The following is a 21689-nucleotide window of genomic DNA, read 5'->3' on the forward strand; positions in this document are numbered from 1 at the left end:
AGGCATGACGAAACCAACACCAAAACAAGGCCTCGAAAACATTTTGAAATTCGATGAGGCGCGCAGAGCTGAAAGTATCGAAAACATCCTGCATCGTAGAAACAAGGTACGACTGGGAGCTGTCCTGAAGCACTTGGCTGGTCTATCTGAAACACGCGGCGTGTACGCTTATTTCATTGAGAATAATTCGCGTGCGTTGAAGCAGCATTTTTACGTGGCGAGCAAGTTGACGCTGGCCAGCGTAGGGCAGGATGGAGGCGCGGAATTCAGTCTTGCGGGCGATTTTTTATATGGCCTCCTATCCGACAATATCGAGATCATCAATGCGTTGGCGAATGTAGAGACCCCTCAGTTGATTCGAGAGCGAGGGAATCCTCTAACAGGAAGGTTCGACGTTCACATGCTGCAACTCGCGATTCGCGACGAGCACGAGGCATTGCAGGCCAAGATCGAGAAGATAGCCAAGAATGGAAAAAAGCCTTGGCGCGAAGAGTGTGCAAAAGGAGAGGATTTCTATTCTCTGCTTCTGAAACGTGACAAAGCTGGTCTAGAGCGATTGATTCAAAACAAGCATGCCCGCATAAAGAGCGTCGACGTTCGCATTGAAGATTTCATGTCCTATCTTGGCACATTGGAAGCCAAGCTTTGTTGGCTGAAAGGCATTCCCGTACAAATCGAGCATCCTCTTTTGCCCATGGAATTGATGCCGATAGAAACTTTAGCAAGCTACGATGATGAATACGAGTTTCTAAAGCCTGAATGGGTTCCTCCTGCGCAAGGCATCTTGGGAAAATTGACGCGTTTGTTTAAGTAATTGTCGATTAGTTGAATTTATGCTGGAATTTGCGATACGCGCTCAATTGCGAGTTGAGGCAATGGTTTCAGGAGTTCTGTTATCCATTATTGCTGGCGCGGTGCTCTCTGCTTGCACCTATAGCGAGATCAATCCGGGCGCCGCGCTTGCCGACATCCGAGCCAACAGCGGCTACAACGATCTGATTGATGTTGAACCGGGTACAGCCAAACTCATATTGCGGTCGACCGGGTCTGGCTACCCGGCGAGCTTCTCAGTCAGCACGGCGCCGCAGTCCTGCCGGGACTTCACCAAGCTGGGCAACGTGGCCTACGCGGGACGCGGCATTGTCTATCCGTGGATCGCCAATGCTGTGCAGCGGGGTCGCAGGACCGAGCCTTACCTGGTTCACGAGGCCAAGCCCGGTGAGCCCGTCCACGTGAGTGGCTACGGTTCATGGGCGGATGGCACAGGCTCCGGTTACCGCTCGGGCAATTGCGGCCCGGTCACCGCCAAGTTCACGCCGCAGGACGGACGCGCCTACATCATCGAGTTCGTGTGGGGAAGCAAGCCGGCCTGCAGTCTGAATGTCATGGACGCCACCGACCGGGATGCCCCGGTACCTCTGGCAGTGCAAGCCATCCCGAATTGCCCCGCGCCATCGCGCTGACAAACGTCGGCCGAGCCCAGGAATGCGCTGGGCCGGGCCTCATGCTGATCGCAAACCTTTTGAATCTCCAGAAAACCACCAAGGTCTCGAAAAAATGAAACTCCAACCAATCGCCGCGGCGATTCTGTTTTGCCTCGCCCTCACCGCCTGCCGCACCGCCCCCCTCTACGAACCCACCCGCCGCGCCCTGGTCGCCGCGGAAGAAGACGAAGAACGCACCACCGTCGGCCAACCCGTCCCTGGCACCGCCATCGCACAACTGCGCACCGGCATGACCTACGCAGAGGCGCTCAAGATCATGGGCAAGCCGAACGCCGAAACGGTGAACAACACCGGGAGGGCCTGGATACCGACCTACAACGGAACGGACCGGTGGCGCCATTACCTCGCCTACAAGGGGCAAGGCGTGCTGGTCTTCGCCGGTGCGGCAGGCGGCGAGATCGCCGAGATCTCGCGCACCAAGTCGTACACACCCGACGTGCTGATCCAGATCGTGCACAACCCCAAGGACAGTGGCCGTTTCTGAGGACCACGACGCGCAGAAGAAAAAATGAGAATGAAGCTGTCACACCCTTTCCCCCCTGCCGCTGCCGCCATTGCGGTGGCCGCCAGCGTGTTCTTGGCCGGTTGCGCCACCAAGCTCACGCAGCCCATCACCGGCTACACCTGCTGCAACCTGCGCCCCGACTACGGCTGGGTCTCCAGCACCAACATGCTGGGAGGTCCCATCGTGCCGGCCGGCGAGCCCGCCACGCTCGACACCATGAAGCGCGACAGCTACTTCTACGGCACCATCGGCGGCGACTACATCTCCATGCGCGACGACGCGGCACGCAGCAAGGAAGATGCATTGCGGTGGGCACGCCAGATCGTCGTTCCCACGGACCCCAGGGTGGCGCTGGCCGGTTGGCCTCCTGAAGTGCAGAAGGCCGTGTACTCCGCCAAGGTTGTGGTGGGCATGACCCGGCCTCAGGTGCTGATGTCGCTGAGCTACCCGTCACGCAACGACACGAAGGACCTGAACGCCAACACATGGCGGTACTGGACGGTGCAGGAAGACGAGCCGGTCGATGTGCTCTTCGGCAGCGATGGCATGGTGAGCGGCTTCTCGGGCAAGCCCTCTGCCATCCGCACGGTCGAATTCCGGCGCTGATCATCATGGTGCTCTCTCCCGGCGTGCCTCGGCGCACGCGCATCGCCTTGGCCGCAGCCCTTGCGGCTTGTCCGCTACTGACGATTGCACAGCAGTCTCCGACCACCCCACAGCCCTTCGTCGAGCAGCAACGCCAGCAGGAACGCGAACGCGCCCTGCGCGAGCAGAACGAGCGCACTGTCGACCAGCGCCCGCAGGCCGCACCGCCGGCGCCGGCGCAGCGCATCCCCGAAACCGAATCGCCATGCTTCCGCATCGACCGCGTGCTGCTGGTCGGCGAGCAGTCCGAAGCCTTCCAGTGGGCCGTCGCCGATCTGTCGGGCCCTGACGGCAACGATTCACCCATCGGTCGCTGCCTGGGCACGGCAGGCGTCAACGTGGTACTTGCGCGCGCCCAGCAAGCCGTCATCGCCAAGGGCTGGGTTACCAGCCGCGTGCTCGCCGCGCCGCAGGATCTTTCGACCGGCACGCTGACCCTGTCGCTGATCCCGGGCCGCATCGCCGCCATCCGCCTGACGCCGGATTCTTCGTCCACGCTGCTCGGCAGTTCCGCCTTGCTCACCACCGCGATCCCCGCGCGCCCGGGCGACCTGCTGAACCTGCGCGACATCGAGCAAGGCCTGGAGAACTTGAAGCGCGCTCCCACCGCCGAGGCCGACATCCAGATCGAACCCTCGACCGCCCCCAATGCCAAGCCCGGCGACAGCGACCTGGTCGTCAAGTACGTCCAGTCTAAAAAATGGCGCGTCACCCTCAGCCTGGACGACAGCGGCACCAAGGCCACGGGCCGCAACCAGGCCGGCGCCACCGTCTCGCTCGACAACCCCTTCGGCCTGAACGACCTGTTCTACGTCAGCGCCAACCACAGCATCAACAGCCACTTTCTCTCGGAGCCCAGCTACGGCACCGAAGGCCAGACCGCGCACTACTCGCTGCCGTTCGGCTACTGGATGCTGGGCTTCACCGCGTCGAACAGCCAATACCACCAGAGCGTCGCCGGCCTGAACGGCGACATCGTCTACGCCGGCAAGACCAACAACGCCGAGGTCAAGCTCTCGCGCCTTGTCTACCGCGACCAGAGCCGCAAGACGACCGTGGTGCTCAAGGGCTTCAGGCGCGAGTCGCGCAACTTCATCGAAGACCAGGAGGTGGATGTGCAGCATCGCGTGGTCGGCGGCTGGGAGCTGAGCCTGAACCACAAGGAGTTCATCGGCGAGGCCACGCTCGAAGGCACGCTGGCCTACAAGCGCGGCACGGGCGGCTTCGGCTCACGCACCGCGCCGGAAGAAGCGTTCGGCGAGGGCACCTCGCGCCTGAAGCTCTACACCGCCGACATCAGCCTGAACGCGCCGTTCAAGCTGGGCGAGCAGAAGCTGCGCTACTCGGGCCTGATCCGCGCGCAGTGGAACCGCACGCCGTTGACCCCGCAAGACCGCTTCGCCATCGGCGGGCGCTACACGGTGCGCGGCTTCGACGGCGAGACGAACCTCATGGGCGAACGCGGCAACCTCAACGCGAGTTTTTGATATTGATAGCCAGCATCTTGAAGCTCGTTTCGCTGTACGGCGGCGAAGAACAGAACCTTGCAGGTCCGTACCGCCGGCCAGCTACATCAAAAATTTCATTATCTGGATGAACAAGCCATGAAAAAAAGAACCTTCTGTCTGCTCCTGAGCATGCTACTGACCGCGTGCGCGAATCAACGTGAGGTCACCTCGCCCACAGACGCTGAATCTCTGACAAGAAAGCTGGTTGGGATCTGGCAAATGGCTCCTCTGCGCAATGGCATTGCGAATGTCGTCGAGTTCACCCAAGGAGGCGAGAGCAAGCTGTACTCGTTCAACTGCGTGACCTCCTCTGCGGAGGAGCCTGAGGTCAGTCGCTACACGGTAGACGACTCAAAGAAGCAGATCAACCTTCTTGCTGAAGGCGCCGAGCAGTCGCTCAAGATATTGAACATCACACCGACCCATCTGACGCTCAGCCAGAAGGTCGGCGAGGAAAGCCTTCGATTCCGGTATCAACGCAGCAACCGAGTCGTTCCGCTGTGTGGCTCGGGGAACGAATGGGCCAAGGAGAAATCGAGGAGAACCCCATTCTCTCCTTCAGATTTCGAAGCCAACCCCGAGATACCCATCGGCCCAAGTATCGAAAGATATGTGGGGAAGTGGGCGAACGAGCGCGGGGTGGTGCAGATTGAGGTCTTGCAGGATGTCGCCAGTGGGAAGTACAAGCTGAATCTCGACCCCAACGAGAACTGGCGGTACCTCTACGGTTCAGTCAGCTGGCGGGGGAACGAGCTTCACTTTCGAAGCTTCGCATATTCCGAGAAGAAGGAGTTGTTTGATCACCCCCATCACAAGTCGGAGTCGCCAGCGTTTCTCGCCCCGCTCGCAGATCCAAACAAGATCAAATGGACGTTCTTCATCAGTGGCAAGCCGTTTGAATACACGTTGACCAAAAAATAAGTTCGCGCCGGGACTTCCATACGTACGGCAGGCTGCGGCATTTCTGGTGGGTCAGACATCTGCAACGACAACGACTGGGCGACACCCTGAGTGCGGGGCGGAGTTGTACGCAGGCATGGAGCACGGACAAGCAGGCAGTCGTTCAACCGTCGACCTTCTTGGCCGCAGCGCTTGTCTGCGCCGTCATCGGCGTGCGCGGCCAAGACCGCCTTAGCTTCAACCTGAACACAAACTTTTGATAACCAAGCCTCAATCTCTTATGCGCAAGTACCTCGTTCTTCTCGCCATTCCCGCATCTCTTGTCGTGCCGGCGGCCTGGGCCCAATCGAATCCGGCACCGGAGTGCCGCAGCCAGCAGGTTGAAAAATTGCGTGTCGACATGTGCCTCGCGCGCGGTGCCGCATTCCAGCACGACACCTACATGCTGCGCGTCGACGGCGCATTGATCTTCGCAATCACCGACGACTATGCGGAGCAAGTCGATCTGACGCACACCGTTCCGGAAGGTCTCTCCATCGAGTATCCGTTGTCCAAGCAGGGCGAGAAGGTCGTGAGGATAACCGGGGGGTGCTTGCCTGAGAGCAAGGACGGCGCGGAAGTCGCCCGGGTATGCAACTTCCGCTGGGGCAAGCACCAGGTGGTGAAGGACCAGCGCTTCGAGTTCCAGTGACCGAGCAAACGCATCACGGATGCGGGAGTTGTCTGAGATTGCTCAACCGACTTCAAACATTTTCAAGAAAGCAATGGGAGTTCCATGAAACGCATCATTTCCGCCTGCGCCATCGCAACCCTGCTGGTCGCGTGCGGCGGCAAGTCCAGGCAGGTTGCCACCGAAGAGCCGGAGCCGCTCTCCCATCCCCGCGTGGAGATCGTCTACAACGCCAAATCCGAACTGGGGGTGCTGGACACGGGGGCGACTCCGACGGTCGGGCTCGGCGGCCTGTTCGGGCCGGTGGGTGTGCTGGTGGCCGTCGGCGTGGACGCTGCCAGCCGCAACAACTCGCTCAATCAGGTCGAGAGCCGCAGCAAACGCTTTCACCAGGCAGTGCAGGACAGCAGCGGCGAACTCACGCTGCACCAGGAATACGCCGAACGCCTGGCCGATGCCATGCGTGCGACGGGCCGCGAGGTAAAGCTCACGCCCAGCGAGCGCGCCACGGGCGGTCCGCGGAAGATGGAACTCGCCGGCCTGACGGCCACGCCTGGCTACGAGGTGATGCTGCTTCGCATCACCGCCGGCTATGGCGCGCCGAGCCTGACCTCGGATTTCCGGCCTATCGTGTCGGTGGAGTACGCGCTGCGTGACGACAAGCTCCAGCCCATCACATGGAACTCCGTCACGCGGAACATGGGCGGGCCTACCTATTTCTCGTACGACACGCTGCTGAAGGAGCACAAGGCAGCCTACGAAGGCCTGCGCAAGGAGTTGCTGTCGACTGTGGCGCGGGTGATGAGCAACGATTTTCCGAAGCAGGAGTAGCCCCGTCGATCAAGCGAGCGCATCGAGTGCGGTTCGTTCGTCGGATCACGTCTTGCGTGGTAGCGCTGCTGCAGCAGCGCGTTCGTCTTCCAGCGTGCCCGGGGCCTGCGTGTGAGCTCCTGTGACCATCGTGGCACGCGCGGCCTCGCTCTCGTACCATGGCACGCATGCACACACTCCCACTCCCCTCCGGCGGCCAGATGCCCGCCCTCGGACTCGGCACCTGGCGCATGGGCGAGGTGGCCTCCCATCGCGCGGCAGAGGTGGCCGCAGTGCGCGAGGCCATCGGGCTGGGCTACAGGCTCATCGACACCGCAGAGATGTACGGCGAAGGCGGCGCCGAGACGGTGCTCGGCCAGGCCATCGGCGAGGCGCTGCGCGCGGGCGACGTGCGGCGCGACGATCTCTTCATCGTCAGCAAGGTCTATCCGCACAACGCCAGCCGGCGCGGCACGCGCGAGGCCTGCGAGCGCAGCCTCCAGCGCCTGGGCCTCGATGCTGTCGACCTGTACCTGCTGCACTGGCGCGGCAGCCATCCGCTGCGCGAGACGGTGGAGGCGATGCAGGCGCTGGTCGCGGCCGGGCGCATCGGTCACTGGGGCGTGAGCAACTTCGATACCGACGACATGGAAGAGCTGGATGGCGTCATCGGCAACGGCCCCGGCTGCGCGGCCAACCAGGTGTACCTCTCGCTGGGCGAACGCGGCCCCGAGTTCAACCTGCTGCCGTGGCTGCGCGAACACGGCATGCCGCTGATGGCCTACAGCCCCATCGACCAGGGGGCACTCGCTGAAGACGCGGGGCTCGGAGCGTTGGCAGAGCGCCTGGGCGTGACGGCCGCGCAACTCGCGCTGGCCGCGGTGATCGCGAGGCCCGGCGTTGTCGCGATTCCGAAGGCGGTGCGCAGCGCACACCTTCAGGAGAACCTGGCCGCCGCCGAACTCAAGCTCGATGCGGCAACCCTCGCAGAGCTCGACCGCCTGCATCCACCGCCGCGGCGCAAGACGCCGCTGGCGATGATCTGAAAGAACAAAACCTTCAGTGCGCCTCGGCCTGCTTGGCCGCGGCAATGATCGCGTCTTCGTCGTGCTTGGCGCCGTTGAGGAACAGGTTCAACACCACCGCCGTCATCGACGCCAGCAGGATGCCCGATTCGATCAGCGAGTGAATCGCGTGCGGCATCCACTGTTTGAAGTTGGGCGCAATCAGCGGAATCATGCCCACGCCGATGGACACCGCCACGATCATCGCGTTGTGCCGGTTGTGCTTGAAGTCCACGCCCGCGAGGATGCGGATGCCGGTGGCGGCCACCATGCCGAACATCACCAGCCCTGCGCCGCCGAGCACCACCGTGGGCAGTGACTCGATCAGCGCCGCCATCTTCGGCAACAGGCCCAGCACGACGAGAATCACACCGCCGGCCACGCACACATAGCGGCTCTTGATGCCGGTCACCGCCACCAGGCCCACGTTCTGCGAGAAGCTGGTGTACGGAAAGGTGTTGAAGATGCCGCCGATCAGCGTGCCCAGGCCGTCGGTGCGCAAGCCCTTGGCCAGGTCCTTCTGCGTGATCCTGCGTTCGGTCATCTCGCCGAGCGCCAGGAACATGCCGGTCGATTCGATCATCACCACGATCATGATCAGCGTCATCGTGAGGATCAGGATGGGGTCGAACTGCGGCATGCCGAAGTGAAAAGGCAGCACGATGTCCACCCACGCGGCCTTGCCGACTTTCTCATAAGTCATGAGGCCGGTGATCGAGGCGACCACCGCACCGATCACGATGCCCAGCAGCACCGAGATGTTGGCGATGAAGCCCTTGGCGTACTTGACGATCAGCAGAATTGAAACGAGCACCAGCGCGGCCACGCCGAAGCCGGGCAGGTCCGCGTACTTGGGGTTGGGCACCGTCGGCATGATCGCAAACCCCTTGGGCACTTCGGGAATCGAACTGCCCGGCGAGGTGACCTCGGCGAGCCACTTGGCATACACCGGGTCGACCAGCGCGGGCGCCGTCGGGCCCACGGGGTTGCCGAAGATCCAGTTGATGCCCACGCGCATCAGGCTGATGCCGATGACCGCGATGATGGTGCCGGTGACCACCGGCGGAAAGAAGCGCAGCATGCGGCTGACCAGCGGCGCGATCAGTATCGACACCACACCCGCGCCGATGATGGCGCCGAAGAGCAGTTGCGCGCCGTTCTGGCCTGGGTTGGCATTGGCAATGGCCACCATCGGCGCGACCGAGGCGAAGGTCACGCCCATCATCACCGGCAGCTTGATGCCGAACCACTGCGTGGCGCCCAGCGCCTGGATCAGCGTGGCGATGCCGCAGCAAAAGAGGTCGGCTGAAATCAGCAGCGCCACTTCGTCGGGCGAGAGTTTGAGCGCGCGGCCGACGATCAGCGGCACCGCGACGGCACCCGCGTACATCACCAGCACATGCTGCAGGCCGAGGGCCGCGAGCTTGCCGGAGGGCAGGCGCTGGTCCACGGGATGGACTTGGGAAAGTGTGGCGTCGGCCGTCATCGTTGTCTCCTGCTGCGCGAGGGAAGAGGCGCGGCGGTGTGGCTTGCCACGCCGCCTCGCCTCAATGTGTACGCGAAACTGTATACAACTTATGCAACAATCGTGACCCGGAAAAACCCGAAGCAGGCCGGGTTCATTTCCCCCACGAGTCGCTCAAGCGATGGGGTACGGCCCTTCGTCGAACACCTCGCCGTGGTAGCCCTTGCGACCCACGTCCCGTGCCAGCTGGCTGCGGAAATCGCGGCCTTCGCGCAGGCACCGCAGCACATGCGCGAAGTCATGGCGCGGCTGCCATCCGAGCTCGCGCCGCGCCAGCGCATTCACGTAGACGCGATCAAGCTGTGAGGACAGCTTCCATCCCTGCCTGGCATAGAGCGCTGCGCACTCTGGAAACAGCCGGTGCAGCACGCGCGGTGCGCTTTCGCGCAGCATCGGCAGATCTTCCTGTGTGAAAGGCGTGGTGGCCGAGACGATGTAGCGGCCGAAGCCGATGGCCGGTGCTCGCCTGGCCGCCTGCAGGTGCGCGTCGACCACGTCCTCGATGTCGACGCGGCGATGCAGCAGCTCGTTGGCCTGCGCGTTCTCCAATGCATAGAGGCTGCGCGCGGTGGCATCGTCGTCGTCCTCGGGAAAGAAGCGCGAAGTCTTCAGCACGATCACGGGCAGGCGCTGCTTGCGGTGGAACAGCTCGCACAGGCTTTCGGCGGAGGTCTTGGTCACGCCGTAGATGTTCTTCGGGATCGGCGCCACGCCTTCCGTGATCCAGGCTGCCGGCATGCCGTCGGCGGGCGTGAGCGCCGAGCCGAAAGTGCTGGTGGTGCTGGTGAACACGAAGGCCTCGACACCGGCCGCCACCGCTTCTTCGAGCAGCACCAGCGTGCCCGTGATGTTGGTGTCGACGAACGCCTGCAGGCTGTGCGTGCCCACGTGAGGCTTGTGCAGCGTGGCTGCGTGGATGACGGTGCGCACGCCGCGCATGCAGTCGCGCACGAAGGCGCGGTCCGTGATGGAGCCTGTGCGGTCGGTGAAGGGGGAGGGCGCGATGTCGATGCCGCGTGCGTCTTGCGAAGCCGCGCGCAGCGTGCGCATCAGGGCCTCGCCGAGGTGGCCGGCGCTGCCGGTGATCAGGATGGTCATGGCCGCAAGACTATCGTCCGATCCGGAGAGCGTCCACGCATAAGTTATGCGTGGATCGGGCGTCTTCGCTCAGGCGAACGGCTTGCGCTCAGGCGACGGTGGTGACGATGCGGCCCACGAGCCCGTCGGCCAGTGCAATGCGCTCCCACAGCACACGGCCCGACACGATGGGAATGACCGGGTCGGCATTGGCCCCGGTGGCAATCTCCAGCGACGATAGCTCGCCCGCGTGCCAGCCAAGGCCGTCGAGCGCGGCTTCGGCCGCGAGGATTTCTTCCGAGGCATAGCCGATCAGCGAACGCCCCATGAATTCGGCCGCATCGGCGCGCCACTCGGCCTGGCGCGACGGCGACGCGGCCAGCAGCCTGTGGGTGCGGTCGCAGATCAGGTGCACCTTGCGCGTGGACGATTCGACCAGTCGCTTCAAGGCAGCGTCCCGCGATGCGTCTTGAGCGGCCGCGAGCAGCCGGTGCGCCGTGGCCTGCTGCGCGGCCGACAGCGCGAGTTGCCCACGCTCCCAGCGCGACACCGTCGCCTGGTTCACGCCCATCAGTTGCGCGAAATGGGTTTGCTTGATGCCGCGCAGCAGGCGCATCTGGCGCAGGGCAGTGCCCAGGCTCAGATGTTTCGGGGTGATCCTGTGCTGCACGGCGTCAGCCTCAGGCCAGCAGCGCCTTGACCAGGTCGAGCTGGCGGTCGGGCTTGTCGGTGCCCAGCGCCAGGCTGGCTTCGATGCGCTCCAGGTGCTCGACCATGCAGCGCACCGCGCCTTCCACATCGCCCTTGCGGCAGATGCGCAGGAAGTCGGCATGCTCGTCCGACGAGCAGTGCGGATCGTTCGACGAGTGATAAAGCATGGCAATCAGCGAGCTGCGCGCCACCAGGTCGCGCACCAGTTGCGCCAGCGTGTGGTTGCCGGTGGTTTCGGCCAGCGCCACATGAAAGTCGCCCAGCACTTTTTCGCGCACCGTGCCCATGGTGGGGCTCTGGCGCAGCGCGGCGCGCTCGAACTTGATGTGCTGCTCCAGCGCCTGGTAGTCGCGCGGCCGCGCCGTGGCGATGAACATGCGCACCACCTCGCTCTCCAGGATGCGGCGTACCGCGAACACCTCGCGCGCTTCCTGCACGGTCGGCTGGCAGACGAAGGCGCCCTTGTCGGGAATCATCTCGATGAGCTTGTCCTTGGACAGCATCAGCAAGGCCGCGCGCACCTTGGTGCGGCTGACCGAATACACGCGGCCCAGCGCCTCTTCGCGCAGCCAGGTGCCGGGCGGCAGGCGCTTCTCGACGATGGCCGTGGCGATGTCCTGGGCGATGCTTTCGATGGAGCTGCCCTTGTCGGCGGCGGCGGCCTCGCTCTCGGCGGGCGCCACGGTGGCAGGGGAGGCGGGAGGTTTGGAGCTGGCGCGGGGCATGCGCGGATTGTGGCTCAGGGTGCGGTGCCAGGCGCCGGCCGTGGCCGCATCACCCGACCAGGGTAAAGCCTTCGAGCGCGCCGGTCATCGTCTTGGGCAGCGGGCGCGCGAGTTCGCCGCGCTTACTGGTCTTGAGCTTGAGCGCAACCAGCGATTCGATGAGCTTGGTGCCCGCGGCCACGCCGTCGATCACCGGCACGCCGAGCAGTCCGCCGATGTGCTCGCACAGGTCGGTCATGCCGGCGCAGCCGAGCACGATGCAGTCGGAGCCGTCTTCTTCGAGCGCGCGGCGGCATTCTTCGACGATGCGTTCACGCGCGTTGGAGCCCGGCTCTTCGAGTTCGAGCACCGGCAGCTCGCAGGCGCGCACGTTGGCGCAGAAGCGCTCCATGCCGTACACCTCGGCCAGATGCCAGGCCTGGCCCATGGTGCGGCCCAGCGTGGTCACCACGCTGAAGCGGCTGCCGAGCATGCTGGCCAGATGCATCGCGGCCTCGGCGATGCCCACCACCGGGCCGCTCGCCAGTTCGCGCGCGGCCTTCAGGCCCGGGTCGCCGAAGCAGGCGATCACGTAGCCGTCGATGCCGTCGCGCTCGCCGGCGGCAATCTCTTGCAGCAATCCCGGCACCGCCAGCGCCTCGTCGTAATGGCTTTCGATGGAGACCGGCCCCATGGCCGGGCTCACCGCCACGATCTCGGTGCCGGCGTGTGCCACCGCGCGGGCGCAGGCACCGATCTTCTCGGTCATGCTCCAGGTGGTGTTGGGATTGATGATCTTGATGCGCACGGCGCGGCCCTTTCGGTGTGGGGTGTTTCAGGTTCTGTTGTTGCGGTTCAGGAGCACGTAGAGCACAAAGCCCAGCCCCATGCCGATGAACCATGCATAGTTCGCGCCAGCCCGCAGCGCCGGCACGATGACGCACAAGATAGGCACCAGCGCCGACGGCACCATCGCCATGATCGCCTTCGGGTTGTAGCCGCCGCTGTACCAGTACTCGCCCTGCTTGCTCATGGTGTAGAGCGCGTCCACGTCAATGCGCTGCTTGCGCACGATGTAGTAGTCGGCAATCAGAATGCCGAACAGCGGGCCGATGAACGAGCCCAGCACGTCCAGCGTGTAGTGGATGACCTCGGGGCTGTTGTACAGGTTCCAGGGCGTCAGGAACACCGAGCCCACCGCGGCGATCATGCCGCCCGTGCGCCAGCTGATGTGCTGCGGCGCCACGTTCGAGAAGTCGAAGGCCGGCGAGACGAAGTTGGCGACGATGTTGATGCCGATGGTGGCGATCATGAAGGTCAGCGCGCCCAGCACCACGGCGGTGGTGCTGTCGATCTTGCCCACGGTGTGCACCGGGTCGGTGATGAGCTCTCCGAACACCGGCAGCGTGGCGGCGGTGGTGATCACCGTCAGCAGCGAGAAGAAAACGAAGTTGATCGGCAGGCCCCAGAAGTTGCCCTTCTTCACCGCGTCGAAGCTCTTGCCGTAGCGCGAGAAGTCGCCGAAGTTGAGCATCGGCCCGCTGAAGTAGCTCACCACCAGCGCAATGGCCGAGAGCATCACCGGCAGCGCATCCCAGCCCTGAAACTTGATGCCGCCCAGGTTCAGGTCGATGTTGCGCCAGCCCGCCTTCCACACCAGCCAGCCGCACAGGATGGCCATGACCACATACACGGCCGGGCCGGCCCAGTCGATGAACTTGCGGATGGCTTCCATGCCGTGCCAGAACACGAAGGCCTGCAGCACCCACATGACCATGAAGGCCACCCAGCCCAGCGTCGACAGGCCCGCGAAGCCGTGCGCGGCCACGTCGGCATACGGTGCGAGGTTGGGGAACATGTGCAGCGCCAGCACCATGAACGCGGCCGACGCCAGGTAGGTCTGCACGCCGTACCAGGCCACCGCGATCAGCCCGCGGATGATGGCCGGGATGTTGGCGCCCAGCACGCCGAACGACGCGCGGCACACCACCGGGTAGGGCACGCCCGTCACCTGGCTGGGCTTGGCCACCAGGTTGCAGAAGAACTGCACGATGACGATGCCCACCAGCAGCGACACCAGCACCTGCCAGCTCGACAGCCCCAGCGCGAACAGGCTGCCGGCGGTGATGTAGCCGCCCACGCTGTGCACGTCGGACATCCAGAAGGCAAAGATGTTGTATTGGCCCCAGGTCTGCTTCTTGAGCGGGGCCAGGTCTTCGTTGGTCAGGCGCGGGTCGTAGCCGGGCTTGATGAGGGCGTTGGATTCCGCGTGCGGCGCAATGCCGGCTTCGCTTGCCCCCGCGGGGGCCTGGCTGACGACTGTGCTCATGGTCTTTCCTCGTGCGAGTGAAGTTGGGCTTTTTTCGTGACCCGTTTCGACGCGAAGGTTGCGCCGTGAATCGGGTGCGTTATTTGTATACAAAAAATGCACCCAATCAAGGCCATTCGAGGATTCATATATCCGTAGATTCCCTGATGCACAAAGGTGGCAAGCAAGCAAAAAGCGCCACGACCCCTGCGGGCCATGGCGCTTTTTTTGAAAGGAAAGCGCGCGTATCGGTCTGGCGCTACCGCGCCGCAACCTTCACGAACACCGGGTTCGAATAGAACCACAGGTCGGCGTAGTTGCGCGCGTTGATCGCATTGAAGCGCGCCACGTTGTCCGCGCCGGTCGTCTTCGCATCGAACAGCGGCTCGCCGCCCGCCGTTTCGTTGGGCACGTCGGTGCCCAGGTTGGTGCCGCGCAGCCGGAAGTACTGGTTGTTGCCGGCCTTGACGGTGTAGCTCACTGCGAAGTAGCCCTCGTTGTCCAGCTTCCAGTCGCTACGTGTGAAGCGCTTGAGCACGCGGGTCGACGGATTGGTGTCGCGCGCATAGCCCGGGGTGCCCGGTGTTTCAGGGCCGGTCACGTCGCCCGCGATCAGGTCGACGTGGTCGACCACGGGCTTCACGTTGGCGAAGACGCCGCTGCCGAGCTGGAACTCGTAGTTGTTGCGCTCGGGGCTCTTGAAGCGGATGGTGATGGTCAGGTCTTCGCCCGACTTCGCCGTTACCTCGGAGCCCATCTCCCCCGCGCCCTGGGCGCTCTGCACCTTGAAGTCGAGTGCGTCGATCAGGTCGCCGTTCACCGCGAAGAGCTTGCCCGTGCGCATGGCCGCGAGCAGCGAGGCCGGGTCCTTGATGTCGCCCCAGAGGTGGTTCTTTGCGTACTCGCCGGGCGCATAGCCGCTGCTGTACTGGCCTTGCGAAATGGTGAAGTGGTAGTCGGAATCGGCCACGTTCCAGATGCGGCGGCCTTCGGACAGCAGCGCGTCCCAGGTGCCGCCAAGCTTGGCCACCAGGTAGTCCACGCCGCCGTAGGTGCGCGAGGACAGGTTGGCCGGCGTGTAGGCGCTGGTGTAGCCGCCCCGGTCGGGCTCCATCTGGTTGCCGACCATGCCTTCGAGCGAGAACACGATGTTCGGCGCCAGGTCGTTCATCTCGCGCAGCTGGGCGATGGTGTATTTGCCGGGGTTGCGCGATGGATGGTTGATCTGCAGGTAGCTGGTGTCGGGGTAGTTCTTCTTGAGCCAGGCGATGGCCGCGAGCGTCTCGGCATGCGTGTTGTAGCCGGTGCCCGCCTTGGGCCCCCAGGCGGCGACGTCTTCGGCCGGAAACAGCGACGCGGCCCGGTCGGTGAACAGGTACTCGAACTGGCTCACGGCCTTGAGCGCGGCGTCCGACATCGGCTTGTCGGTCAGGATGCCCACGTTGCCGTGGTCATGCGAAGGCATGTCCCATTCGAAGGACGCGAAGATGGTCTTGTCGGCGTACTTGCCGCCTGCCTGCAGCGCCTTGATGCGCGGCACCTGGTACTTGGCCATGCCCAGCGAGAACGGGATCGCCGCGGGCAGCAGGTTGCCGTCGTTGTCGTATTTGGAGGTTCGCAGGTGGTCGGAAATCGCCGCCCAGTCGAGCTTGAATGTGTCGAAGGCCTTGGCCAGCACCTGGTCGAGCGTGGAAACCTGCTGGGTGTCGTCCGACTGCATGGTGTGGACGTGCAGGTCGCCCACGGTCCAGCGGCCGCTCGGTGCGGTGGGCTCGGTGGGGTTAGTTGGGATAACGGGCTGCGCAGGCGGCGTGGCAGCAGGAGGTGCCGAGGGCGCCGGCGCGGCCGGCACGAGGGGCAGCCCGGAGAACGGCGTGCCGCCCCCTGAGCCGCCGCCGCAAGCGGTCAGCATGAGCGCGGCGAGCGCAAGTGTGGAGGGGTGAAAGGCTCGGGCGCGCAGAACGGAAGCAGGGGATTTCATGGCGATGAACGCAGCAACGGCCAGCACTGGGCTGGCCGTTGCTTCAGGGGTTCGATGGAAAACCCCGAGTCTGAAATCCCGGCGTGACGCCGCGATGAAAGGACTGTGAAAGTTCTAACTTCAGGCGAGCAGGTCGCTCAGCGTGCGCGCCACCACCTTGGTCGCGCGGCGCAGGTCCTCGAGCACCACGCGCTCGTCGCTGCGCTTGGCGTGCGATTCGAGCACGGTGCGCGGCCCGGCGCCGTAGATCACGCCGGGAATGCCGGCTTCGCCATAAAGGCGCACATCGGTGTACAGCGGCGTGCCCATGGCCTTGATCGGCTCGCCGAAGAGCTCGCCGCCGTGCTTCTGGATCGCATCGACCAGCGGCTTGTTGCCAGCCAGCGGCTTCATCGAATTGGCAAGGAGCAGGCGCTTGATGTCCACGGTGATGCCGGTGCTTTCGGCGGCGGCATCGGCGATCACCTGGCGGATCGTCGCTTCGACCTCGACCGGGTTCTCTTCGGGGATCATGCGGCGGTCCAGCTTGAACACCACCTTGCCGGGCACCACGTTGGTGTTGGTGCCGCCTTCGATGCGGCCCACGTTGAGGTACGGGTGCGTGATGCCCTCGACCTTCGAAGTGACCTGCTGGTAGAGCGCGTTCTGCGCATAGAGCGCGTTGAGGATCTTCACCGCGCCCTGCAGCGCATCGACGCCGGTGGTGGGGATGGCGGCGTGCGCCATCTTGCCGTGAACCGTCACTTCCATCTGCAGGCAGCCGTTGTGCGCGGTGACCACCTCGTAGCTGAAGCCGGCCGCGATCATCAGGTCGGGCTTGGTCAGGCCCTTCTCGAGCAGCCAGCCCGGGCCGAGGATGCCGCCGAATTCCTCGTCGTAGGTGAAGTGCAGTTCGATGCTGCCCTTGGTGGGCTTGGCCACGGCTTCGAGCGCGCGCAGGGCAAAGGTGAAGCTCGCGAAGTCGCTCTTGCTCACGGCGGTGGCGCGGCCGTAGAGGCTGCCGGCGACGATCTCGCCACCGTAGGGGTCGTGCGTCCAGCCTTCGCCGGGGGGCACCACGTCGCCGTGGGCGTTGAGGGCCACCGTGATGCCGTCGCTGCCGTACTTGCGGCGCACGATCAGGTTTGTGATCGATTCGAGGCCGTAGTCCCGCACGTCCTGCGCGGGCACGGCGTGCTTTTCGGCGGTCAGGCCGAAGTCATTCAACAGCTCGGCGGTGCGCTCCGCGTGCGGTGCGTTGTTGCCGGGCGGGGTGTCGGTGGGCACGCGCACCAGTTCCTGCAGGAACTTCACTTCCTCGTCGAAGTGGGCGTCGATCCAGGCGTCGAGCTTGGCGTAGTCGGTCATGGGGTTCTTCTTCTGAAGTCAGTGATCTTGTTCGGCTGCGAGGTCGTTCAGCAGGTTCTGGAAGGCCTGCACCGCGAGCTGGATGTCGTCGTTGGTGCTCGATTCGAGCGGGTTGTGGCTGATGCCCGAGTTGATGCCGCGCACGAAGAGCATGGCCTGCGGCATCACCTCGTGCAGCTTCATCGCGTCGTGGCCGGCGCCGCTGGGCATGCGGAACAGCGGAATGCCCAGCGCATCGACCGCTTTCTCCCAGCGCTGCTGCCAGTCGGGCGCGCTTGGCGCGGCGGAGGCGCGCATGCTTTCCTCGATTTCATAGCGAACGCCGCGGCGCTCGCAGATGGCCTTGAGCTCGGCAAGCACGTCGTCGGCCAGCGCATCGCGCTGCGCGTTGTTCGGCGCGCGCATGTCCAGGCTGAACTTGCAGCGGCCGGGCACCACGTTGATGGAGCCGCTGGGCACTTCGAGCATGCCGACGGTGCCGACGGAGTCGCCGTCCTTGGCGGCGCGCTGCTCGGTGTAGAGGATGAGCTCGGCCACTGCGGCGGCCGCGTCGCGACGGTGGTCCATCGGCGTGGTGCCGGCATGGCTGGCCGTGCCGATCACCTCGCCCACGTAGCGCACGCCGCCGTTGATGGCGGTGACGATGCCCAGCGGCAGGTCGAGCTCGGTGAGCACCGGACCCTGCTCGATGTGCACCTCGACGAAGCCGAGGTAGCGCGCCGGGTCGCGCTGGATCTTCGGGATGTCTTCCGGCTTCAGGCCCGCGTGCTGCATGGCCTCGCGCATGGTGATGCCGTCGGCGTCCTTCTGGTCGAGCCAGCGCTGGTCGAAATGTCCGATGAGCGCGCCCGAACCGAGGAAGGTCGCCTTGTAGCGCTGGCCTTCTTCTTCCGCGAAGCCGACGACTTCGAAGGCGAAGGGCAGGCGCTTGCCCTGGCGCGCGAGTTCGCGCACGCAGGCGATCGGCACGAAGATGCCCAGGCGCCCGTCGTACTTGCCGCCGTTGCGCACGGTGTCGAAATGCGAGCCGGTGAGCAGGATCTTGGCATCGGGTGTCGCGCCTTCGTAGCGGCCGACGACGTTGCCGACCGCGTCGATGTGCACCGAGTCGAAGCCCACGTCGCGCATCAGCGCGCTGATCTGCGCGGCGCAGGCGCGGTGCGCATCGGTGAGGTACGTGACGGTGAGCTGGCCCTTCTCGGCGGAGCCGGGGTCGGTGTGCACCGACAGCTGTTCCTGCCAGTCCCACACGTCGTTGCCCAGCGAGATGTCGGCCGCGAACTTGTCGTCGAGGCGGATCTCGGCGATGCGGTGGATGTTGCGCAGCGCTTCACCCAGCTCGAATTCAGGATGGTTGAAGAGGCGCCGCTCGAAGGTGTCGATGATCTCGCGCTTGGTCAAGCCGGTGCCGCGCGGGCCGCGCACGGCCAGGATGAACGGAAAGCCGAACTTCGCGTTGTAGTCGGCGTTGAGCTTCTGGATCTTCGCGAACTCTTCGGGCGTGCAGTCGGTCAGGCCCGCCTTGCTCTGCTCGTTGGTCGACTCGGCCGTGAGCGTCTTGCTGACCATGGCCTTGCCCGCAAGCTCGGGGTGGGCGCGGATGAGGCCGATCTTCTCTTCGGTCGACGACGCGGCCAAGGCTTGCACCAGCGCATGCTTGAGGTGCGCGAGCGAACGGAAAGGGCGTGCCGGCAGTGCGCGCTGCGCGATCCACGGCGAGTGTTCGTAGATGCCGTCCAGCAGCGCGACGGCTTCGGCCGGCACAGCGGCGTTGAGTTGGGAGATCGTAAGGCTCATGGTCAGCTTCCTGTGACGGCCGATGTGGCGTCGGATGTGAAGGGATGCACCTGCTTCCAGTGCCGCGCGATGTCCACGCGTCGGCAGACCCACACGCGGTCGTGCTGCGCGATGTGGTCCAGAAAGCGCTGCAGCGCGGTGATGCGGCCGGGCCGCCCGAGCAGGCGGCAGTGCATGCCGATGCTCATCATCTTGGGGCTGTTGTCGCCCTTCGCATCGCCTTCGGCATAGAGCGCGTCGAAGGTGTCCTTCATGTACTGGAAGAACGGGTCGGCATGCGAGTAGCCCTGCGGCAGCGCGAAGCGCATGTCGTTGCAGTCGAGCGTGTAGGGCACGATGAGCTGCGGCACCACGGTGCCGTCGGTCTTCTGCACCTTCATCCAGAAGGGCAGGTCGTCGCCGTAGTAGTCGCTGTCGTACTCGAAGCCGCCGTAGTCGGCGACCAGGCGCCGGGTGCGCGGGCTGTCGCGGCCGGTGTACCAGCCGAGGGCGCGCTCGCCGGTGAGCTTTTCGATGGCTTCCATGCCCAGGCGCATGTGCTCGCGCTCGGTGGCTTCATCGAGGTTCTGGTAGTGGATCCAGCGCCAGCCGTGGCAGGCGATCTCGTGGCCCAGTTCCTTGAAGGCGGAGGTGAGTTCGGGGTAGCGCTCCAGCGCCATGCCGACGCCGAACACGGTGAGGGGCAGGCCGCGCTTCTCGAACTCGCGCAGGATGCGCCACACGCCCGCGCGCGAGCCGTACTCGTAGATGCCTTCCATGCTGATGTGGCGGTCCGGGTAGCTGGCCGGATTGAACATCTCGGACAGGAACTGCTCGGAGCCCGCGTCGCCGTGCAGCACGGCGTTCTCGCCGCCTTCTTCGTAGTTGAGAACGAACTGCACCGCGATGCGCGCGCCGCCCGGCCATTGGGCATGCGGCGGGTTGCGGCCGTAGCCGACGAGGTCGCGCGGGTAGGGCAGGGTGGTGTCGTAGACGTTCATAGGCTTTCAGGACAGCGCAAGTGAGATGTCGTTGGTCGGAACCTTGCGGTCGAAGGTCAGGTTGGCCTCGACGTGTTCCAGGTGTTCGGTCATGAGGCGCACGGCGCGCTCTTCGTCGCGCGCGGCCAGCGCCTTCACGATGTCGGCGTGCTCGTCGTTGGAATGCTCGGCCGCGCTGGTGCTCTGGTACATGAGCGTGATGAGGGCGCAGCGGGAGATGAGCTCGCCCAGGATCTGCGCCAGCACCGTGTTGCCCATGAGCTCGGCCATGCGCACGTGGAAGTCGCCGAGCAGCTCGGTGCGGCCCGAAATGTCTTCGCCCGTCACCGCCGATTTTTCGAGCGCGACGTGTTCCTTCAGCGCCTTGATCTTGGCCGGCGTGACGGTGCGCACGAACTCGCGCGTCATTTCCGCCTCGAGCATGCGGCGCACCTTGAAGACCTGCTTCGCCTCGTCGACCGCGGGTGCCGCCACGAAGGCGCCGCGCGCGGGCTCCAGGCGGATGAGCTTGTTCTGCGAGAGCTGGAACAGCGCCTGCCGCACCAGCGTGCGCGACACGCCGAAGTGATCGGCCAGCTTCTGCTCGGCGAGCTTGGTGCCGGGCTGCAGCCGGTGCTCGACGATGGCCCGGGTGAGCGCGTCGACGATCGAACGTGTGGTGGAAGAGTCCATGTTTTTCATGATAGACCCAAAGCCGGTAACTGTATACACTTTTGTCCACCGGAATTTCCCGCAACCGATTCGAGCGATCGCCAGATCTTTCTCGGTCTTTGAAGGAGCGCCCCATGGGCTTGAGCACTCACGTACTGGACACGATGCACGGCGGCCCCGCGGCCGGCATGGAAGTGGCGCTGTACACCACCCACGGCGATGCCGCCACGCTGGTGAAACGCTTCACCCTGAATTCGGACGGCCGCAGCGACGGGCCGCTCTACGACAACCACTCGATCAAGGTTGGCACCTACCGCCTGGTGTTCGACGTGGCGGGTTACTTCAAGGCCCGCGGCGTGACGCTGCCGGAGCCGAACTTCCTGAACAAGGTGTCGCTGGACTTCGGCGTGGCGCACACCGACCAGCACTACCACGTGCCCCTGCTCGTGAGCCCGTGGAGCTACTCCACGTACCGCGGCTCCTGAGGTCAGTCCCCTTGCTGCTGACCTTCGGTGAGCGTGTCGAGCTGGAAGCGGCCGCTCTTGTCCCAGAGCCAGGTGTCGGTCCACGTCACCGCGCCGATGCGCGTGGCGGCCGGGAAGGGCGCGGCCTGCAGCACGGCGCGTTCGATCTCGGCGATGACCTCGGGTGCATGCTGCGGCGCGCGCAACCAGTGCATCGACACCACCTTGCCGCCGGTGTCCAGGTTCACCTGCAGGGTGCCCACGGCATAGAGGACGGGTGGCAGCTGGCCGCTGTAGATGCGCGAGCGGTTGAGGTCGTACACATGGCGCGCGGCATCGCGCCGGTAGTCCCGCGCGGTGGCCGCATTCGATGCGCGCGGCACCGCGCCGGATGCGGCGGCCTTGGCCCCGCTCAACTGGCCGGGAACGGCTCCGGGGCTGCCACATCCGGCGAGCCAGAGGGCGGAACAAAGAACGGATGCGGCCAATGCAAGGCGGCGCGGCGTAAGCTGACGTTTCATCGCCGGGTTTATACCG

22 protein-coding genes are annotated in these 21689 nt (G+C 64.7%); 10 read left to right on the plus strand and 12 right to left on the minus strand.

The annotated features are described in order from the left end of the window. Window positions 1-4 precede the first annotated feature (4 nt). From ABIC90_RS16965 to ABIC90_RS17005, 9 genes are all read left to right on the plus strand, one after another. Window positions 5-814: an Imm49 family immunity protein gene (locus ABIC90_RS16965; RefSeq protein ID WP_354355933.1), complete on the plus strand. Its 810-nt coding sequence runs from the start codon at window positions 5-7 to the stop codon at window positions 812-814. A 19-nt stretch (window positions 815-833) separates the two neighbouring features. Then, window positions 834-1463, plus strand: a complete 630-nt coding sequence (locus tag ABIC90_RS16970) for a hypothetical protein (RefSeq protein WP_354355935.1) — start codon at window positions 834-836, stop codon at window positions 1461-1463. Window positions 1464-1557: 94 nt separating this feature from the next. Next, a complete protein-coding gene (locus tag ABIC90_RS16975; RefSeq protein ID WP_354355937.1) occupies window positions 1558-1989 on the plus strand; it encodes a hypothetical protein in 432 nt (143 codons plus the stop codon). 30 nt (window positions 1990-2019) lie between these two features. Then, window positions 2020-2616, plus strand: coding sequence for a hypothetical protein (locus ABIC90_RS16980; RefSeq protein ID WP_354355939.1), 597 nt, complete (start codon window positions 2020-2022; stop codon window positions 2614-2616). Window positions 2617-2621: 5 nt separating this feature from the next. Further along, complete coding sequence (locus tag ABIC90_RS16985) at window positions 2622-4142, plus strand: ShlB/FhaC/HecB family hemolysin secretion/activation protein (RefSeq protein ID WP_354355941.1); 1521 nt, start codon at window positions 2622-2624, stop codon at window positions 4140-4142. 57 nt (window positions 4143-4199) lie between these two features. Next, entirely contained in the window at window positions 4200-5084 is an 885-nt protein-coding gene (locus tag ABIC90_RS16990) for a hypothetical protein (protein WP_354355943.1), read from the plus strand. Window positions 5085-5343: 259 nt separating this feature from the next. Then, the gene (locus ABIC90_RS16995) at window positions 5344-5754 is read left to right on the plus strand and encodes a hypothetical protein (protein ID WP_354355945.1); all 411 of its coding nucleotides are present in this window, start codon (window positions 5344-5346) and stop codon (window positions 5752-5754) included. 84 nt (window positions 5755-5838) lie between these two features. Beyond that, complete coding sequence (locus ABIC90_RS17000; protein ID WP_354355947.1) at window positions 5839-6564, plus strand: hypothetical protein; 726 nt, start codon at window positions 5839-5841, stop codon at window positions 6562-6564. A gap of 167 nt (window positions 6565-6731) precedes the next feature. Then, window positions 6732-7589 carry an aldo/keto reductase gene (locus tag ABIC90_RS17005; protein WP_354355949.1) on the plus strand — a complete coding sequence of 286 codons (858 nt, stop codon included), beginning with the start codon at window positions 6732-6734 and terminating at the stop codon, window positions 7587-7589. A 13-nt stretch (window positions 7590-7602) separates the two neighbouring features. Here the strand turns inward: ABIC90_RS17005 and ABIC90_RS17010 are convergent, their stop codons facing one another. From ABIC90_RS17010 to ABIC90_RS17060, 11 genes are all read right to left on the minus strand, one after another. Then, the gene (locus ABIC90_RS17010) at window positions 7603-9093 is read right to left on the minus strand and encodes a nucleobase:cation symporter-2 family protein (protein WP_354355951.1); all 1491 of its coding nucleotides are present in this window, start codon (window positions 9091-9093) and stop codon (window positions 7603-7605) included. A gap of 153 nt (window positions 9094-9246) precedes the next feature. Then, window positions 9247-10230 (minus strand): NAD-dependent epimerase/dehydratase family protein, encoded by a 984-nt coding sequence (locus ABIC90_RS17015; RefSeq protein WP_354355953.1) that lies wholly within the window; start codon window positions 10228-10230, stop codon window positions 9247-9249. An 88-nt stretch (window positions 10231-10318) separates the two neighbouring features. Then, on the minus strand, window positions 10319-10879 hold the full coding sequence (locus tag ABIC90_RS17020; RefSeq protein ID WP_354355955.1) for a helix-turn-helix domain-containing protein: 561 nt from the start codon (window positions 10877-10879) through the stop codon (window positions 10319-10321). Window positions 10880-10889: 10 nt separating this feature from the next. After that, the gene (locus tag ABIC90_RS17025; protein ID WP_354355957.1) at window positions 10890-11645 is read right to left on the minus strand and encodes a GntR family transcriptional regulator; all 756 of its coding nucleotides are present in this window, start codon (window positions 11643-11645) and stop codon (window positions 10890-10892) included. Between the two features lie 49 nt (window positions 11646-11694). Beyond that, window positions 11695-12432, minus strand: a complete 738-nt coding sequence (locus tag ABIC90_RS17030) for an aspartate/glutamate racemase family protein (RefSeq protein ID WP_354355959.1) — start codon at window positions 12430-12432, stop codon at window positions 11695-11697. A gap of 27 nt (window positions 12433-12459) precedes the next feature. Further along, window positions 12460-13953 (minus strand): NCS1 family nucleobase:cation symporter-1, encoded by a 1494-nt coding sequence (locus tag ABIC90_RS17035; RefSeq protein ID WP_354355961.1) that lies wholly within the window; start codon window positions 13951-13953, stop codon window positions 12460-12462. 238 nt (window positions 13954-14191) lie between these two features. Then, window positions 14192-15844: an S-layer protein gene (locus ABIC90_RS17040; protein ID WP_436318220.1), complete on the minus strand. Its 1653-nt coding sequence runs from the start codon at window positions 15842-15844 to the stop codon at window positions 14192-14194. 189 nt (window positions 15845-16033) lie between these two features. Beyond that, a complete protein-coding gene (locus ABIC90_RS17045; RefSeq protein WP_354355965.1) occupies window positions 16034-17260 on the minus strand; it encodes a M20 family metallopeptidase in 1227 nt (408 codons plus the stop codon). A gap of 18 nt (window positions 17261-17278) precedes the next feature. Further along, window positions 17279-19057 carry a 2-oxo-4-hydroxy-4-carboxy-5-ureidoimidazoline decarboxylase gene (gene uraD / locus ABIC90_RS17050; protein WP_354355967.1) on the minus strand — a complete coding sequence of 593 codons (1779 nt, stop codon included), beginning with the start codon at window positions 19055-19057 and terminating at the stop codon, window positions 17279-17281. Window positions 19058-19059: 2 nt separating this feature from the next. Next, complete coding sequence (puuE, locus tag ABIC90_RS17055) at window positions 19060-20037, minus strand: allantoinase PuuE (protein WP_354355969.1); 978 nt, start codon at window positions 20035-20037, stop codon at window positions 19060-19062. 6 nt (window positions 20038-20043) lie between these two features. Next, the gene (locus ABIC90_RS17060; RefSeq protein WP_354355971.1) at window positions 20044-20718 is read right to left on the minus strand and encodes a GntR family transcriptional regulator; all 675 of its coding nucleotides are present in this window, start codon (window positions 20716-20718) and stop codon (window positions 20044-20046) included. A 104-nt stretch (window positions 20719-20822) separates the two neighbouring features. Here ABIC90_RS17060 and uraH point away from each other — a divergent pair, with 104 nt between their 5' ends. Next, window positions 20823-21173 carry a hydroxyisourate hydrolase gene (uraH, locus tag ABIC90_RS17065; protein WP_354355973.1) on the plus strand — a complete coding sequence of 117 codons (351 nt, stop codon included), beginning with the start codon at window positions 20823-20825 and terminating at the stop codon, window positions 21171-21173. Between the two features lie 2 nt (window positions 21174-21175). On the opposite strand, the gene ABIC90_RS17070 is transcribed toward uraH, so the two are convergent. Further along, window positions 21176-21673 (minus strand): hypothetical protein, encoded by a 498-nt coding sequence (locus ABIC90_RS17070; protein WP_354355975.1) that lies wholly within the window; start codon window positions 21671-21673, stop codon window positions 21176-21178. Between the last annotated feature and the right edge of the window lie 16 nt (window positions 21674-21689).

The organism is Variovorax boronicumulans, assembly GCF_040544675.1.
Classification (GTDB): Bacteria; Pseudomonadota; Gammaproteobacteria; order Burkholderiales; family Burkholderiaceae_C; genus Variovorax; species Variovorax boronicumulans_D.

What these genes read in the sequence shown, in the direction of transcription:
- ABIC90_RS16965 (WP_354355933.1), top strand. Translation starts at nt 5, where the DNA reads ATGACGAAACCAACACCAAAACAAGGCCTCGAAAACATTTTGAAATTC.
- ABIC90_RS16970 (WP_354355935.1), top strand. Translation starts at nt 834, where the DNA reads ATGCTGGAATTTGCGATACGCGCTCAATTGCGAGTTGAGGCAATGGTT.
- ABIC90_RS16975 (WP_354355937.1), top strand. Translation starts at nt 1,558, where the DNA reads ATGAAACTCCAACCAATCGCCGCGGCGATTCTGTTTTGCCTCGCCCTC.
- ABIC90_RS16980 (WP_354355939.1), top strand. Translation starts at nt 2,020, where the DNA reads ATGAAGCTGTCACACCCTTTCCCCCCTGCCGCTGCCGCCATTGCGGTG.
- ABIC90_RS16985 (WP_354355941.1), top strand. Translation starts at nt 2,622, where the DNA reads ATGGTGCTCTCTCCCGGCGTGCCTCGGCGCACGCGCATCGCCTTGGCC.
- ABIC90_RS16995 (WP_354355945.1), top strand. Translation starts at nt 5,344, where the DNA reads ATGCGCAAGTACCTCGTTCTTCTCGCCATTCCCGCATCTCTTGTCGTG.
- ABIC90_RS17000 (WP_354355947.1), top strand. Translation starts at nt 5,839, where the DNA reads ATGAAACGCATCATTTCCGCCTGCGCCATCGCAACCCTGCTGGTCGCG.
- ABIC90_RS17005 (WP_354355949.1), top strand. Translation starts at nt 6,732, where the DNA reads ATGCACACACTCCCACTCCCCTCCGGCGGCCAGATGCCCGCCCTCGGA.
- ABIC90_RS17010 (WP_354355951.1), bottom strand. Translation starts at nt 9,093, where the DNA reads ATGACGGCCGACGCCACACTTTCCCAAGTCCATCCCGTGGACCAGCGC.
- ABIC90_RS17015 (WP_354355953.1), bottom strand. Translation starts at nt 10,230, where the DNA reads ATGACCATCCTGATCACCGGCAGCGCCGGCCACCTCGGCGAGGCCCTG.
- ABIC90_RS17025 (WP_354355957.1), bottom strand. Translation starts at nt 11,645, where the DNA reads ATGCCCCGCGCCAGCTCCAAACCTCCCGCCTCCCCTGCCACCGTGGCG.
- ABIC90_RS17035 (WP_354355961.1), bottom strand. Translation starts at nt 13,953, where the DNA reads ATGAGCACAGTCGTCAGCCAGGCCCCCGCGGGGGCAAGCGAAGCCGGC.
- ABIC90_RS17040 (WP_436318220.1), bottom strand. Translation starts at nt 15,844, where the DNA reads ATGCTGACCGCTTGCGGCGGCGGCTCAGGGGGCGGCACGCCGTTCTCC.
- ABIC90_RS17045 (WP_354355965.1), bottom strand. Translation starts at nt 17,260, where the DNA reads ATGACCGACTACGCCAAGCTCGACGCCTGGATCGACGCCCACTTCGAC.
- uraD (WP_354355967.1), bottom strand. Translation starts at nt 19,057, where the DNA reads ATGAGCCTTACGATCTCCCAACTCAACGCCGCTGTGCCGGCCGAAGCC.
- puuE (WP_354355969.1), bottom strand. Translation starts at nt 20,037, where the DNA reads ATGAACGTCTACGACACCACCCTGCCCTACCCGCGCGACCTCGTCGGC.
- ABIC90_RS17060 (WP_354355971.1), bottom strand. Translation starts at nt 20,718, where the DNA reads ATGAAAAACATGGACTCTTCCACCACACGTTCGATCGTCGACGCGCTC.
- uraH (WP_354355973.1), top strand. Translation starts at nt 20,823, where the DNA reads ATGGGCTTGAGCACTCACGTACTGGACACGATGCACGGCGGCCCCGCG.
- ABIC90_RS17070 (WP_354355975.1), bottom strand. Translation starts at nt 21,673, where the DNA reads ATGAAACGTCAGCTTACGCCGCGCCGCCTTGCATTGGCCGCATCCGTT.